Origin of the sequence: Pseudoalteromonas rubra, assembly GCF_005887115.1 — a bacterium.
Lineage (GTDB): Bacteria > Pseudomonadota > Gammaproteobacteria > Enterobacterales > Alteromonadaceae > Pseudoalteromonas > Pseudoalteromonas rubra_F.
In genome coordinates this window covers 37,596-51,172 of sequence record NZ_PNCJ01000005.1, presented here as the reverse complement: position 1 = coordinate 51,172, position 13,577 = coordinate 37,596, and the positions used below count along the sequence as shown (strand labels likewise).

Here is a 13,577-nt window from a genome sequence, read left to right as displayed (position 1 = left end):
AGACTCCCAAAGGAGAATTACAGTGAGGATAAAGAGGTCGTGTGCAGCGATGTGCTTGGTGGCTATGGCGTCATTAACAACAGCCTGTCAGTCCCCGGGAGCTGGACGTAAGCTGACGCAGTATGAAACCAGTTCTGCACAAGCATGTTATGACAGGGCAACTCAGCCTTATACATTTGTGGTCGATGCCCATGTGCATTTCCGTCCGTTTGGGGGGGAGGCTGTGCCCTACACAGAGCTTGTTGGTTACTTCCACAGCGCTGGGGTCTTATTCGTCAATGCGTTTGGCATTGGACAAATGTTTAGCGCCCAAAGTGGTTGTCAGCGCTTTTCAAACTGTCCAACCGGTGAAATTAAGCCAACTATCAGAAATGATGTGATCAACGCATCGAACGCGCTGCTGCACCCGACCACAGAGACGCACCTGACTTTGTCTATGAGCTTTCCTGATCTGAGTAAACCGCATCACATAGTGCAACAAATGACATTGCTCGATGAAGAGTTTGGGCCTGCGTTTGGTTGGATGGGAGAGGTCAACTTAGTGAAACAGGCATTGTTTGATCATTCTCATCAGGCAACCCCTGTAGAACGTATTGCAGACTGGGCGCCTTTTATGGCCAGACTGCGTGCGCCTGATCAGGGCCGTCCGCCCATGCCTTTGTCAATACATGCTGACATTGGCTCTGATACTGAGCCAACCAAATACTTACATTTAATGGAAACTGTATTGGCTCAGTATCCGGATAACCCGATTGTTTGGGTTCATATGGGATTGTCGAGGGAGCAAACCAGGATGGATCCGCAACAACACATTGAGATCCTTTCCCGCTTGCTGGATGCGTATCCCAATCTGATGCTGGACATTTCCTGGCGCGTTTTATACGAGGCTTATTTTCGTCATGCGGCAATTCGAGCGCAGTACGTGGCGTTTTTTAATCGTTATGCCACACGCATTCTGACCGGCAGTGATTTTGTTGCAGCAAAAGGTTACAAGTACCGGGATTATGTGCGCGAAGTCGAGATCAACAGTCGTATTAATCAGTACCTCAGCGATGAGGCGTTTCGCCATATTGCACTGGGTCAGAATTACTTTGACTTAATGGGACTAAGCTATCAGGCGCCTGAGATATGCCAATAACATCAGTTGTGAGCTGGTGTAAATGACCCCGACAAGCGGGGTCAGACAACGCCTGTTAGTAGCAATAAAAAGTCACAAATGTGTGAGTGTTACACTGACTATCGGTGACACAAAAATGGCTTGGCGGTGGTGCCGCACCACCCACCCGGGGCGTCAATCCAGCGTCCAGTCCTTTTGCCTCGTTCGACAGCTGCTTTACATGTCTTTGTTTAATTGTAATTTCATGGTCTTTTCCTTAGTTGAATTGTGTTGCTTTTTTCAGCAATACCTTCAACTTAGCGGGTAAAGAACGAACCAGCAATTGCCTATTTGTAACATTTTTTACGCATTAGTCTGCCTGAGGCTTGTTGAGCCAGTCCAGTGCAGCCTGTAGCGTGGCGTCCTGCTCCTGATTGTATTGTCGCTGTTCAATCACGATATCAGGGATAAATGCTTCTCTGGGTGTACCGTCAACGTGGTAGAGCTTTTCTCTGGGTAACATATAATTGAGCTGGCTATGGGGCAGGGTCTCACCGTAAATGGCCCCAAGCAGTTGCGACATTTGTGTGCCTACGACCGTTGCCCGCTTCATGCCATGCAGGCCAATCGTTAGTCCTTCCCCCATGCTGCCTGTCCATTTGTTGCAAAGTACAATTAACGGCTTGTCATACTGGAAGTCGCCACGTGGATACACGAACTCCTGCCAGGCGCGTTTCACGCCAAACTCTCGTTCGATAGAGACTAACTCATGTGTTTGATATGCCTGACGAGCTTTAATGAAGCGACTCATAATGCCTCTCGCCACTTCGGTATTGCCGCCACTGGGCGTGTGGCGTAAATCGAGGATCATGGCCCGGGTATCTTTCAGTTGCTCCATTGCCTCGTCAAAAGCGCCGATTAGCGCATTATTGCCCAGGCTGTTTTCCGGGCGAATATAGCCCACTGTGCCAATGCGTTTTTGCGTCAGCAGGGGTTTTTCTGCAATCACATCTTTTACAATGGCTTCAATATCCAGCAGCTTTATTTCGGTTTTACCAAGCCAGTGAACTTCCAGTGAAAGAGTTTGATTACGTTTACCCGTCAATAGCCGGTTGAGTGTCCAGCTTTTTGCCGTGTCGAACCCTGAAACATTAGCCTGTTCAATGGCTTGTTCGACGGCAGTGCCATCAATACGCAGGATTTGCATACCAGCGCGAAAGCCTTGCTGATAAGCTGATTCGGCAAAGGGAACCGCAGTGATAGTTGCTTGTCCATTGCGCCACTGTGCCCACAAGCCTGTGGCCGTGGGCATTGGCAGATAATAGTCTTTTGGCCGTGGTGTGACGTCAGCGTGATGATCAAACCAATGTTCCAGACAATGATTGAGCCGGCCTGACAGTTGCAGCTTAGTTTTGAGTTCAACACTTTGATGACGAATACACTGCGCAAAAGTGGCAAAATCGGTCGGTTTGTCATCACGGTAGGCATAGCCGAGCCGGACATACTCAATAAAATGCTCTATGTCCTGCTGTATTTGCTCTGGCGTCAGAACATTTTGCTTATCATCTGTTTTGGTGGAGGCTGTAGCATTGCTAATGCAACAGGCTGCCAGAAGTGTTGCGACGAGTAATGAACGCATGACTATCCTTATTGTTGTTGGTAAACAAGTTGCTCTTCCTGGATATCAAGCTGTTGTTCATAGTCTTCAGCTGACAGTTCTCCGCGCTGATAGCTGCGCTCCAGAATCAGCACTTGTTTTATATAACGCATACTGGCAATGAATATTTTGGGGGCAACCCGCTGTGAACGCTGCAATGTAATAAGATGCTCATTGAGTTCACTGAGTGCTTCCAGAGAGAGATTTTTACTGCTCAGGTTCTGGCTTAACATGGTATCCAGGTAATGAGGGTAAACGAGCGGGTTATTAGTAAAAAAGTCAGCTTGATCGCCAAATTCTTCAATGTTTCGCTGATAGGCCTCATTAAGGCGGATGCTATAGTCCAGACTCTCTTCTACAACCGCCTCAGCTGCGGTGAGTACCTTTATTAAGTCTCTGATTTCTTTTTGATCTGAGTCGTAATTGCTAATTGCAATCGCCAACAATACACCGACCAGAGTCGCAACCAGAGTCAGAATAAAATTGCAGGCTACTTCATGGTGGCGGGTGAACGCCTTGAATGAGGACGTGAACAGTAAAGCGCTGAGCGCCAGAAGTGCGCAGGTCAGTATGATATACAGCATAGTGGTAATAATTATTTTTGTTATATAGGTAAGATATTGATTTTATAAGAGCAGTGCAACTAAAGAGCGAAAAGAGGGTGAAGATTGTGTGTATTGAGTCATTTCTTCACCCAAATCGTTGTGCTTCAGCGACTATGGCGCTGGTTGGTGTGCCTGAGCATCAAGCCACGCTATTAAAGCGTCCAACGCGCCCGGCGCAAAGTCGTCTTCGGTGAGGTACAAAGCGGCCCGTACTGGCAGGTCTGTTTTTAGCAAGCTATGAGAGGCATTGCTGATGACCTTTTGTGTGAGCTTGTCTGGTGCACCTATGGTGCTGGCAAATATCTGTTGGCTGTGATCAACATCAACCCGGGTGTCTGAATCGCCAAACAGGGCGAGCAGTGGGAAATGGATCTGAGAAAAACCCAAGCTGACATCTGAGTCTATATTGGTTCGGACAAAGTTGAAGCGGGCTTCGTCTTCCAAAGGAGTACCCATAAAAGGATGTAAATGCAGATCACTGCCTTGATAAGTGTCATACCCGGATTTTATCAGCTGGTACTCTATCTCATTTAATTCTGAAATTTCCGGCCACACCGAATGGTCATCGGCATGGATCTTCTGTTCGTCTATCAGGCGCAACCACATCGTATATTTGCTCTGCTCTCGCCAGTTTGCCGCGCCTCCCACCAAAACAGCAAATTCTATCTCAGGTTCATTGTGCAGTTCGGCCAGCACCCAGCTTGCCTGGCTAAAGCCAACAACGCCAATTGGATTATCCGGGTAGCCATTGTCGCGTAAGTAGCGAATTGCGCTACGCACTTCCTCCGCGCGTTGAGGCATGGTTTGAGCCAGCCAGTTTCCAGTTGACTCGCCAACACCGGGTTTACTCCACGACATGGTGGCATATCGTTTACGGGTTAAAGTGTTGATAACAGGGTCAAAGTATCCGTTGGCACTATTATCCATCGCACCATCGCCGTGGATAAGCAGGATGATTGCATCGTGACTTTGATGTACATGAGGCACGACCAGCCTGGCATCTAAGGTGTTTGTGTTTGCGCTGAATGCAACGTAGCGTTCTTCGACGTGTTCCTTGTTATTGTTATGGCATCCAACAAGTAAACAGCACAATAAGGTAATAAAAACAGCAGTATTCCATCTGGGTATCATGATCTCTCCTTTTATAAACTGATATCAACGCATGCGATACTCTTGAGTACATAACGAGTAGGTACAATCAAATATCATCAGGTGTCTACCATATAGAAGGAATTCCCCGATGAGTGTTAAGCAGTGTGGAAAGTTGTAAGCTGCTGTAAAACTTCAGGTCAGGTACATCTTTGTGTAAGCGACATCGACTTTCGCTGTGTTTTTTATATTTGGCCTTCAACGGAGACGTACAGACTCTGTAATACCGTGACAGGCAAGCTCTGACAATGGTTAGGCATATGACGCATCAACTCTGATTTTACTATTGCACAGCTGCAAAAGTGTTTATCTACATGTTCTATTATCATTTCCTGAGAAATAATCTACAGTGTGTTCTCAGAGCGTGTTGCTACTGCATACACAGTCGTTGTCTAAGCTACCACTTAATTCTGGAGGGTAAAGCTCGATGAAAAAAGTACTAATACCGGTCACCAACCATGCAACCTTAGGCGAAACAGATCAGGCCAATGGGACCTATGCCCCTGAGTTGACACATGTAGTGCATGTACTCAAAGCGCAGGGGATCGCCTTTGATTTGGCTTCTCCTAGTGGTGGTCAGGCCCCTCTGTATGGCACAGACACAGAAGGAGATGAGGTCAATCAGCAGATGCTCGCAGATACTGAGCTTCAGGCTAAGGTTGCGAATACGCTAAGCGTATCTGAGCTTGATATCAGTGACTATGACGCCATTTTTTACCCAGGTGGTTTTGGGCTGCTTAGCGACTTAGCGACAGACAGCCAGTTTGCTGAACTGGCAGCAACACATTATGAAGCCGGTGGAGTCATTGCGGCAGTGTGTCACGGACCCGCCGCTTTGCTGCCTATTACATTAAGTAATGGTGAAGCGCTCATCGCTGATAAATCGGTGACCTGTTTTACCCGTGAAGAAGAAATCGATTTTGGCACCATCAATGACATTCCTTTCCTGCTTGAAGAAGCAATAGCTCGAAAAGCGGCGCAGTATCGTAAAGTTCAGCCTTGGCAGGAATTGGTGATTGAAGACGCACGCCTGATCACAGGTCAGAACCCTGCCAGCGCTCATGCCGTGGGTGTGGCACTGGCAAAACATCTTGCACAGTAATTGCGATTATTAACAGGCACTGTCAGTGCCTTACAGCATCTGGCAGGCCTCTTCTGAAAAGGAATCCATGTATCCATGATTAAGGTACATCATCTCAACCAATCACGATCAACCCGGGTATTGTGGCTGCTCGAAGAACTTAAGTTACCCTATGAAGTCGTACATCATGAAAGGGACGCGCAAACCAGGCTGGCGCCAGCGAGTCTGGGTGAGGTTCATCCGCTGAATAAAGCTCCGGTTATTGAACACAATGGTCTGGTTTTGTGTGAATCGGGCGCGGTGATGGAGTATCTGCTCGATCAGGCCGATTCAACGAGTTTACGCCCTGAAAAAGGCGACGCCCATTACTACCAATATCTGGAGTGGTCTCATTTTGCGGAAGGGTCACTGGCGCTACCTGTGATCACCACCCTGCTGATGCAAATGGAGCAGCGCGAAGGCACCGCACCAATGGATGGGTATATTGCCAAAGAGCTGGCACTGGACTTGGGGTACATCGAAGCTACGCTGGCAAAGCAGGCGTTTTTTGCAGGTCCGCAGTTTAGTGCGGCAGACATAATGATGACCATCACCCTGGAATTTGCTGCCAACCTCAACCTGCTGGATGGAAAACCTAATACACAACAATATCTTAGCAAAGTACAAAGTCGAGAGGCTTATCAGGCCGCCAGAAAACTGGGATAAATCACTTCCTATCGCCTGCTCTGTGTGTGCAGAGCAGATGTTTCTTCAGAGCCGCTCATTGTATCGCAGTCTCTATTATCAATAGAAAGCTAATACTGATTGTATAATTTGGCCAATAATAAACCTTTATTAAATAATCTAAACTATATCAGTACCGTGAGTTTACGTGCTCCGGATCTCCTCAATAGCCATTGTTAACTTTAGTGAGCGATATAGTGATGACAAAAACCATTTTAATTACCGGCGCAACGGATGGGATCGGACTGGCGACGGCAAGAACCCTGCTGGAGCTTGGCCACCAAGTGATCTTGCACGGCAGAAACGCTGATAAGCTAACTGCGTTGAAAGCGGAATTTGCCACCCAGTCACCACCGCAACAGCTGATGACGTACACAGCCGACCTGAGTGTTATTCATGATATTCACGGCTTTATCAACGAGCTTAAGCAGGCTGGTACTGAGCTGGATGTATTGATCAACAATGCGGGCGTCTTTGTGGTACCAGAGCAAACTACGCCAGAGGGGATTGATGTGCGCTTTATGGTGAATACCATTGCTCCCTATCTGCTTACCCAAGCGTTGCTACCTGACATGAAGCAAGGTGCCAGAGTGATCAACTTATCATCTGCTGCGCAATCATCTCTGGTGCCACATGAAATAACCGATTCCAGCAGTCTGTCGGATAATGCGGCATATGCCAAAAGTAAACTGGCCCTGACCATGTGGTCGATGCAACTGGGCGCTGCCTCTGGTCGTGCTCTGCCTGCGATTATAGCGGTGAATCCTAAGTCTTTTCTGGGCTCAAAAATGGTTGAACAGGCCTATGGTGTGGCTGGGGGTAATATTCAGGAAGGCGCTGATGTGTTGGTTCGAGCCGCTCTGTCTGAGGAATTTTCCCAGGCGTCTGGTCAGTATTTTGACAATGACTTAGGGTGCTTTGCGCGGGCTCATGATGAAGCATATGACGAGCAAAAAGTCGCTGAATTGATCCGGGTTCTGGAGACCTTTCGTCAGCATCATGGGTTTGCTTAGTGGATTTGCCGCTGTGAGGTGACAGCGGCACCTGATGCTACTCGAAACGAGAGAACTGATTGAAAAAAGCGAGCTGAGCCGGATGGGTTAAGGCTTTGGGACGCAGCGCCTGTACCTGAGAAATGATATCCGCCTTGTCCAGCCCAAGTTGATACATGATCAACCCAATAACCATGCCTGTACGCCCTGAACCGCCTTTGCAGTGAACCGCAACAGTGCCTTGTTCAGACAAAATTGCTTTAAGCTTCGGCCAGCTCTGTGCAAACGCCTGCGTAAAGTCTTTATTCGGTGGCGCATCGTCAGCGATGGGCAGCTGAAACCATGACACGCCAAGGGCGTCGCATACCTGAGGTAATGCTGTTGCCTCGTTGCTCTCTAATTCCGAAGGATACATGAGTGTCACAATGGCCTGTGCACCGGCATCGTGCAATTGCTGAACGGACTCAGTCAGTGACGTGCCTTTAGTACCCGGACAAGGCGTAAACAATAAGGCCGCACCTGTGTCTAAATGTAGCGTATCAAAAGGGTGTGAAGTCATTTACCTGGTCTGCTCCTGTACTTTATAGCGGTCGATTAATTCATCCATATCCATTGCGGCTTCTGCGATATTAGAAGCCGCTACGGCAATTTGTTCAGCCCCGGTGACTGTTTCTGTGGCCTTGGCAAATATTTCTACAATATGCCGACTGACTTCGTCAATGGCATTGCTTTGCTGCTGAGTGTTCACTGACACAGAATCTGTCACTGATTCGACCTGTTTCGCCTGTTCGACGATTTTGCCTAAGGCTTCTTTGATTAACTCGGCACGCTGGGCGGCTTGCATGGCATTTTCCTTACCCTGTGTAATCACATCCGACGCGGATTGTGCGCTGCTTTGCAGTTCGTTGACCAACGCCGAGATTTCTTCGGTGGATTGCTGCGTTCTGCTGGCCAGACTACGGACTTCATCGGCAACCACGGCGAAACCACGCCCTTGTTCACCTGCCCGGGCCGCTTCAATAGCAGCATTCAACGCCAGCAAATTGGTCTGCTCTGCGATGCTCTGGATCATATCGACCATACTTGAAATACTACCAACACGCTCGTTCAGTGCATCTACGGAAGACGCTGATTTTTCCATGTCGTATGAGGCTTGCTGGATCACCGAGACCGCATCGGTGACGACTTTTTGGCCATTAACCGACTCCTGGGAGACTGACTTCGCAGCCGCAGCATTTTCCAACATGGAGTTGGCTATTACCTGTATATTAGCGCTCATTTGCTCCGCGGCAGAGGCGATGGTTTGTACGCCGGATTGTTGCTCAACCAAGTTGGTTTGACTCTGACTGATGGCGCAGGCAGTTTCATGTGTAGAGGTTGCAATCTTGTGTGATGCACGTCCGAACTCGATCAAATCTTCTTCAAATTGTTGAGTCAGTCGGTTAATGTCTTTCGCTGAATTACCCAAATCGTCAGAACTTAAAATATCGATTTCATGTGCCAGGTTGCGGTTGTTAATCGCAATGGCAATTCCCTCAGCAATTTTTACTGACTGCTGATGGCGAAGACGGATTGATATAAACAGGGCCGCTGTGATCAGCAAACCTATCACCAGAATAATCAGCTCAACCACCAAGATGGTCACCGCCGTTTCCTGAATGTCTATGGCTGTTTTATCAACAAGTGTTAAGGCTTTTTCCTCGGCCTCTTTCAGGGCGTTAATACGCTGGGTGGCGGCTTCAAACCAGGCTTCAGGATCTTGCCCAAACCCCGAGTCGCTGTCAGCGACAATGGCTCTGAAGCGCGCAACATCGCGCATGGCACTTGAGTTCAGGGCACGCTCAAACATGGCTCTCATTATGGGAGGCGAGGCTTCCACTGCTTCCGCCAGATAGACCTCTTGCTTGGTCAGCAGTTGGGTATATCGGGTACGTAGCGCCGGCGTAAATTGGTCTTTTGCAAAAGTATTCGACAAGACTGCCCGCTCGATACCGGCAGACTCTTTGGCGCTGGAAAAATTGTAAATGGCCATTAGCTCGGTCGAGATGACATGGTCTTTGCTTAGCCTTGCCGCGGTAATGACTATATGCAAGCCCTGGTTATTGATGTCGGTATAGTATTTCAGTGCGTCAGGCAGGCTCATGGACAGCGAGCTTACGCGTTGGCGAACACTATCCAGTTGGTTAAATTTACTTAAAAATGTTTCGAGCTCCTGCTGCATGGGTTGTGACAGCGCCCAACTTTTAGCCTTTTTTCTCAGAACAGACAATTGGTTGTCGGTCAATCGCCGTTGTTGCGTTAGATTGCTTTGAAACTTGCTGCCTTCTGAGCCGATAAATCCGGCAGAGGCACCACGTTCTTTTTGTGTTTCATGAACCAGCGCAAGCACGGCATGGCTCAAAAAGGCATTGTATTCGGCGTCATAGGCGTCGTTCATCCGTTTGGCTGCGGTCGATACATCATAAAAAATGACGCCACCGAGCAACAAACAGGGAAGTAATACGACAAGGGTTAAATGGCTGGAAATGGTTTTAGCTATTGTTCTCAGCATGCACGACTCACTTCTGGGGGTTAAAGCGGGAATAGCTGTTAAAAATTATAGTGCGAAGCTCCAAAATTGGATCACTTTGCAGCCACACTATTGCACAAATTAATGCTCTAAAGCTAGTAACTTGCTAACATTTAATAAGAAAAAAATACTATGCGCCTGTTGTGGGGACGATGAATGCCGTAGCCGAATGCATTAAAAAATTAAGCTGTTTTGATGGTGGATGAGAAAAGTGCCACAGAATAAAGAACGACTGTGACACTTTTTCTGTCAACGTAGCCTTATTTCTAAGTTTTGATTATGGTGCGTGATCTGTACTGCCAGCTGCGGAAACTGTGGGATGCCGGCAAGCAGCTCATTATTGCTAAAACCATAAGGCTCTGTTGGCAAGCCAAAACGATTGCGATTTAGCCGCCCATCGCCATTGAGATCCTGATAAACCATAAAGCTGTACTGTCCGGGCTCTACATCATGCAGTGTGAGCTCGGGGTGAGTGTCAGATACCTGTTGCTGTGCAACCCGCCAGGCTTGTTGCTGTAAAAATCCCGCTGCAGAGTCATAGGCTACCAGCTTTAGGGTGCCAGATTGGTGCGCCAGGCCGCTGAACGTAATAGTCAGATCCTGTGCCATTGTGCTGGCCGAAAGTGCACCAAGTATGCAGGCAATGGCGGTAGTGCGAGTCAGATGTTTAGTCATGTTAGTTATCCTTTGCTGAATCAATTTGTTGATGGGATAACTTTACGAAATGAAGCGGGTGGTAGCATGTGTGATCTGTCATGACAATGGCATGACAGATGTCATTTGTGTCCAAAGATGTCATGTTTTAGCGGTGGTTTCAATTGATCCACGCTGCTCGCTAACACGTACCTTTATAGCGTCCCTTTGCTGTGATATGACCAGCAGGTTGGGCCTGAATAATTTTGTCTCAATATCTTTGCAAGGTAACACAGCTTACCCTATGTTTAGGGCTGGTTAAGCCTTGGTGATAAGGAAATATGAATGGCTGATTTAACGGTAAAAGGTGTGATTTTTGATTTGGACGGCACCTTAGTAACCTCTACCCTCGATTTTGCTTTAATTAAGGCGCAAGTTGGCTGCGACCGTGACGCGGATTTACTTGACTATGTCGAGTCGTTACCCTCGCCTTACATGCGCGAGGAAGCCATGGCATTGATCCATCAACATGAAATGCAGGATGCACAGCATGCCGAGCCCATCCCCGGTGTGATAGAAACGTTGTCTGTATTAAAAGCGATGGGCATGCCTATGGCCATTGTCACACGTAACTATTCAAAAGCGGCCAAATTAAAGCTGTCGCGCTGCCAGCTGGGCCTGGATTTCTTGCTGACACGCGAAGATGCGCTACCAAAACCTGACCCGCAGGCACTTCATATGGTCGCAGATACCTGGTCGCTGCCTTATCAGCAGTGTGTATATGTAGGCGATTACAAGTACGACATCGAGGCAGCGCAACGCGCCAATATGCATGCATGTTTGTTCGCACCACTGGGTATGCCTGAATACGCTGATCAGGCCGATATCATCATTGAACGCTTTTGTGACCTGCCAGGTGCGCTGGGCTTGCACTATCAGGCTCGCTCTGGCCAGTTGGCCTGATTAATTCTTATGGCATGCGAACGATACAGAGCAATTCTCGTCTGGGTATAGCCCAAAATGCAATGTCTTGTTAGAATCTTGTCCAATTTAATTTGCACAAACGAGAATTAAGATGGGTAGAGCATTTGAAGTCCGCAAAAACGCCATGGCAAAAACGGCAGCGGCAAAGACCAAAGTAAACTCAAAATATGGTAAAGAGATCTATGTAGTTGCGAAAAACGGTGGCGCAGATCCGGATACCAACCTCTCCCTTCGTCGTTTGATCGATAAAGCTAAGAAAGACCAGGTTCCGGCACACGTTATTGAAAAGGCGATTGAAAAAGCAGCTGGTGGTGCAGGTGAAGATTACTCTCCGGCACGTTACGAAGGGTACGGTCCTGGTAACTGTATGGTGATTGTGGACTGTTTAACTGACAATCCAAACCGTACTATCAAGGATGTACGTCTGCCATTCACCAAGACAGACTCTAAAATTGGTAGCCCGGGCTGTGTTGCACACATGTTTGATCACTTTGCTATTCTTGGCTTTGCCGGTGATGACGATGAAGCCGTACTGGAAGCGCTGATGATGGCAGATGTTGATGTCACCGACGTAGAAGTAGAAGAGGGTCAGGTCTCTGTGTTTGCACCGCACACTGAATACTTCAAAGCGAAAACTGCACTGATTGAAGCGTTTGAAGGCATCAATTTCGACGTAGACGAAATCACTTGGGTACCGCAAACACACGTGGAAATCACGGGTGAAGACGACCTGGCAAACTTCGAGAAGTTTATTAACATGCTGGAAGATTGCGACGACGTACAAAACGTGTATCACAACGCGATTGTGAAGAACTAAACGACATTAAGAAAAGTGATTTGCTTCATGAATGTGAAGCACAACACGCCAATGTTTATAAAAAAGCTGGGCACTGTTGTCCGGCTTTTTTGACAGGGTACACCTTTGTGCCTGGGTCATTTGTGTATCAGCAACTGCGTGATTTGGACTGCTCATCATAGACAGGTAAATATGTTTTGGGAGGAAGGGCAATCAATTGTTTCGGGCTTACAATAAGATACCGGCTGACACTGAATTGAACGGCAATCTCTGAAATTTGTAACGTAGCCACCTCCAATCTCAGGGGTCTGGTTGGCAGAAACGTGCGATTTGACAGAGAGCGACTTCATATTTTTTGTATAGCTTTAGCTTCATATTTCTATCCTTTGAGCCGTCATTTGACGTGATTTACAAGCCCTGTATCACTGCACAGTGACACCTTTATCACTGTGCAGTTAGGTCTACAATGCCAAAATTAAAGACACTGAATTGTTTGGCATAGTGGGCCATTTGAGGGACATCCGTAGCTCTCGGTACAGCCATCTCTGCGTGTATCACAACGCAAAGAACAGGCCGCACGACTGCCAGCACCGGCGACTTCAGGGGTCTGATTGGCAGCAATTTGTGAATTCGCTGAGAGTGATTTCATATGTTTTTTATTAAGCTTAAGTTTCATTTTTCAGTACCTTTAATGTGTGATAGAGGTAATTAACCTCTGATCCTGTTGAGTAAAAAATTGTAGTGTTAAACCTGTAAAAGCAGTGCTTACAGACAGGTCACTGTTGCACAGTTAGGGCCTTCGGATTTACACCCATAACTGAGATCGCAGTTTGCTTTGTATGAGTCGCAAGCCAAAGTGCAGCCGCCGCCCCGTGTATAATAGCCACCGGCAATCTCAGGTGTCTGGTTGGCAGAAATGTGAGAATTGACAGAGAGCGCCTTCATATTTTTTTTGTTTAGTTGTAGCTTCATTTTTTAGTACCTTTGATAAGTAACTCGGTAAAGTTAGTTATTGTTCCTTCACTCAAGTCGATATTGATGCTTCCATGCCCTTTTTATGCACATTCTGAATTATTGATGCACTCATACTTGTTTGCATTTCATCAGGTAATGCGGCCCCTTACTCCGTTGGCAACACTGTAATCGTCTACCGTACAAAAAAGTTTAAAATTTGGGACGGCTTGTTTCAAAATTGGGACTGTGTAATATATAAGTAAAAATATCAAAAGGATGGAATAAAAAAGAAATGGTAAGGAAATTATCTTTTGTGTTTTTTCTATGTATGAGCTTGC

The 13,577-nt window shown here is 47.3% G+C and carries 13 protein-coding genes; 6 read left to right on the top strand and 7 right to left on the bottom strand.

Annotated elements, in window-relative coordinates; translation table 11 throughout:
* Positions 1–64 precede the first annotated feature (64 nt).
* Positions 65–1,138, top strand: a complete 1,074-nt coding sequence (locus CWB98_RS01225) for an amidohydrolase (protein ID WP_249364570.1) — start codon at positions 65–67, stop codon at positions 1,136–1,138.
* A gap of 328 nt (positions 1,139–1,466) precedes the next feature.
* Here the strand turns inward: CWB98_RS01225 and CWB98_RS01220 are convergent, their stop codons facing one another.
* From CWB98_RS01220 to CWB98_RS01210, 3 genes are all read right to left on the bottom strand, one after another.
* On the bottom strand, positions 1,467–2,735 hold the full coding sequence (locus CWB98_RS01220; protein ID WP_138543168.1) for a S41 family peptidase: 1,269 nt from the start codon (positions 2,733–2,735) through the stop codon (positions 1,467–1,469).
* Positions 2,736–2,743: 8 nt separating this feature from the next.
* Positions 2,744–3,337: a hypothetical protein gene (locus CWB98_RS01215; protein ID WP_138543167.1), complete on the bottom strand. Its 594-nt coding sequence runs from the start codon at positions 3,335–3,337 to the stop codon at positions 2,744–2,746.
* Between the two features lie 132 nt (positions 3,338–3,469).
* Positions 3,470–4,489, bottom strand: coding sequence for an alpha/beta hydrolase family protein (locus CWB98_RS01210; RefSeq protein WP_249364569.1), 1,020 nt, complete (start codon positions 4,487–4,489; stop codon positions 3,470–3,472).
* 445 nt (positions 4,490–4,934) lie between these two features.
* On the opposite strand from CWB98_RS01210, the gene CWB98_RS01205 reads away from it, so the two are divergent.
* The 3 genes from CWB98_RS01205 (at position 4,935) to CWB98_RS01195 (ending at position 7,324) form a co-directional block, all read left to right on the top strand.
* The gene (locus CWB98_RS01205; RefSeq protein WP_138543166.1) at positions 4,935–5,609 is read left to right on the top strand and encodes a type 1 glutamine amidotransferase domain-containing protein; all 675 of its coding nucleotides are present in this window, start codon (positions 4,935–4,937) and stop codon (positions 5,607–5,609) included.
* A gap of 75 nt (positions 5,610–5,684) precedes the next feature.
* On the top strand, positions 5,685–6,293 hold the full coding sequence (locus tag CWB98_RS01200) for a glutathione S-transferase family protein (RefSeq protein WP_138543165.1): 609 nt from the start codon (positions 5,685–5,687) through the stop codon (positions 6,291–6,293).
* Positions 6,294–6,511: 218 nt separating this feature from the next.
* Entirely contained in the window at positions 6,512–7,324 is an 813-nt protein-coding gene (locus tag CWB98_RS01195) for an SDR family NAD(P)-dependent oxidoreductase (protein WP_138543164.1), read from the top strand.
* A gap of 37 nt (positions 7,325–7,361) precedes the next feature.
* Here CWB98_RS01195 and CWB98_RS01190 read toward each other — a convergent pair whose 3' ends face one another.
* The 3 genes from CWB98_RS01190 to CWB98_RS01180 all read right to left on the bottom strand — a co-directional run bounded on the left by CWB98_RS01190 (position 7,362) and on the right by CWB98_RS01180 (position 10,547).
* The gene (locus CWB98_RS01190) at positions 7,362–7,862 is read right to left on the bottom strand and encodes a phosphatase domain-containing putative toxin (RefSeq protein ID WP_138543163.1); all 501 of its coding nucleotides are present in this window, start codon (positions 7,860–7,862) and stop codon (positions 7,362–7,364) included.
* Entirely contained in the window at positions 7,863–9,854 is a 1,992-nt protein-coding gene (locus tag CWB98_RS01185; RefSeq protein WP_138543162.1) for a methyl-accepting chemotaxis protein, read from the bottom strand.
* A gap of 267 nt (positions 9,855–10,121) precedes the next feature.
* Positions 10,122–10,547, bottom strand: a complete 426-nt coding sequence (locus tag CWB98_RS01180) for a DUF2141 domain-containing protein (RefSeq protein ID WP_138543161.1) — start codon at positions 10,545–10,547, stop codon at positions 10,122–10,124.
* A gap of 303 nt (positions 10,548–10,850) precedes the next feature.
* Here CWB98_RS01180 and CWB98_RS01175 point away from each other — a divergent pair, with 303 nt between their 5' ends.
* Both CWB98_RS01175 and CWB98_RS01170 read left to right on the top strand, forming a co-directional pair.
* Positions 10,851–11,468 carry an HAD family hydrolase gene (locus tag CWB98_RS01175; RefSeq protein WP_054016333.1) on the top strand — a complete coding sequence of 206 codons (618 nt, stop codon included), beginning with the start codon at positions 10,851–10,853 and terminating at the stop codon, positions 11,466–11,468.
* A gap of 112 nt (positions 11,469–11,580) precedes the next feature.
* Positions 11,581–12,306, top strand: a complete 726-nt coding sequence (locus CWB98_RS01170) for a YebC/PmpR family DNA-binding transcriptional regulator (RefSeq protein ID WP_054016332.1) — start codon at positions 11,581–11,583, stop codon at positions 12,304–12,306.
* A gap of 744 nt (positions 12,307–13,050) precedes the next feature.
* Here the strand turns inward: CWB98_RS01170 and CWB98_RS01165 are convergent.
* A complete protein-coding gene (locus CWB98_RS01165; protein WP_054016330.1) occupies positions 13,051–13,257 on the bottom strand; it encodes a hypothetical protein in 207 nt (68 codons plus the stop codon).
* Positions 13,258–13,577: the final 320 nt, after the last annotated feature.

Excerpts from the sequence above, each read along its gene's own strand:
- CWB98_RS01170 (WP_054016332.1), top strand. The coding sequence starts at position 11,581 with ATGGGTAGAGCATTTGAAGTCCGCAAAAACGCCATGGCAAAAACGGCA.
- CWB98_RS01215 (WP_138543167.1), bottom strand. The coding sequence starts at position 3,337 with ATGCTGTATATCATACTGACCTGCGCACTTCTGGCGCTCAGCGCTTTA.
- CWB98_RS01175 (WP_054016333.1), top strand. The coding sequence starts at position 10,851 with ATGGCTGATTTAACGGTAAAAGGTGTGATTTTTGATTTGGACGGCACC.
- CWB98_RS01190 (WP_138543163.1), bottom strand. The coding sequence starts at position 7,862 with ATGACTTCACACCCTTTTGATACGCTACATTTAGACACAGGTGCGGCC.
- CWB98_RS01225 (WP_249364570.1), top strand. The coding sequence starts at position 65 with ATGGCGTCATTAACAACAGCCTGTCAGTCCCCGGGAGCTGGACGTAAG.
- CWB98_RS01210 (WP_249364569.1), bottom strand. The coding sequence starts at position 4,489 with ATGATACCCAGATGGAATACTGCTGTTTTTATTACCTTATTGTGCTGT.
- CWB98_RS01200 (WP_138543165.1), top strand. The coding sequence starts at position 5,685 with ATGATTAAGGTACATCATCTCAACCAATCACGATCAACCCGGGTATTG.
- CWB98_RS01220 (WP_138543168.1), bottom strand. The coding sequence starts at position 2,735 with ATGCGTTCATTACTCGTCGCAACACTTCTGGCAGCCTGTTGCATTAGC.
- CWB98_RS01195 (WP_138543164.1), top strand. The coding sequence starts at position 6,512 with ATGACAAAAACCATTTTAATTACCGGCGCAACGGATGGGATCGGACTG.
- CWB98_RS01180 (WP_138543161.1), bottom strand. The coding sequence starts at position 10,547 with ATGACTAAACATCTGACTCGCACTACCGCCATTGCCTGCATACTTGGT.
- CWB98_RS01165 (WP_054016330.1), bottom strand. The coding sequence starts at position 13,257 with ATGAAGCTACAACTAAACAAAAAAAATATGAAGGCGCTCTCTGTCAAT.
- CWB98_RS01205 (WP_138543166.1), top strand. The coding sequence starts at position 4,935 with ATGAAAAAAGTACTAATACCGGTCACCAACCATGCAACCTTAGGCGAA.
- CWB98_RS01185 (WP_138543162.1), bottom strand. The coding sequence starts at position 9,854 with ATGCTGAGAACAATAGCTAAAACCATTTCCAGCCATTTAACCCTTGTC.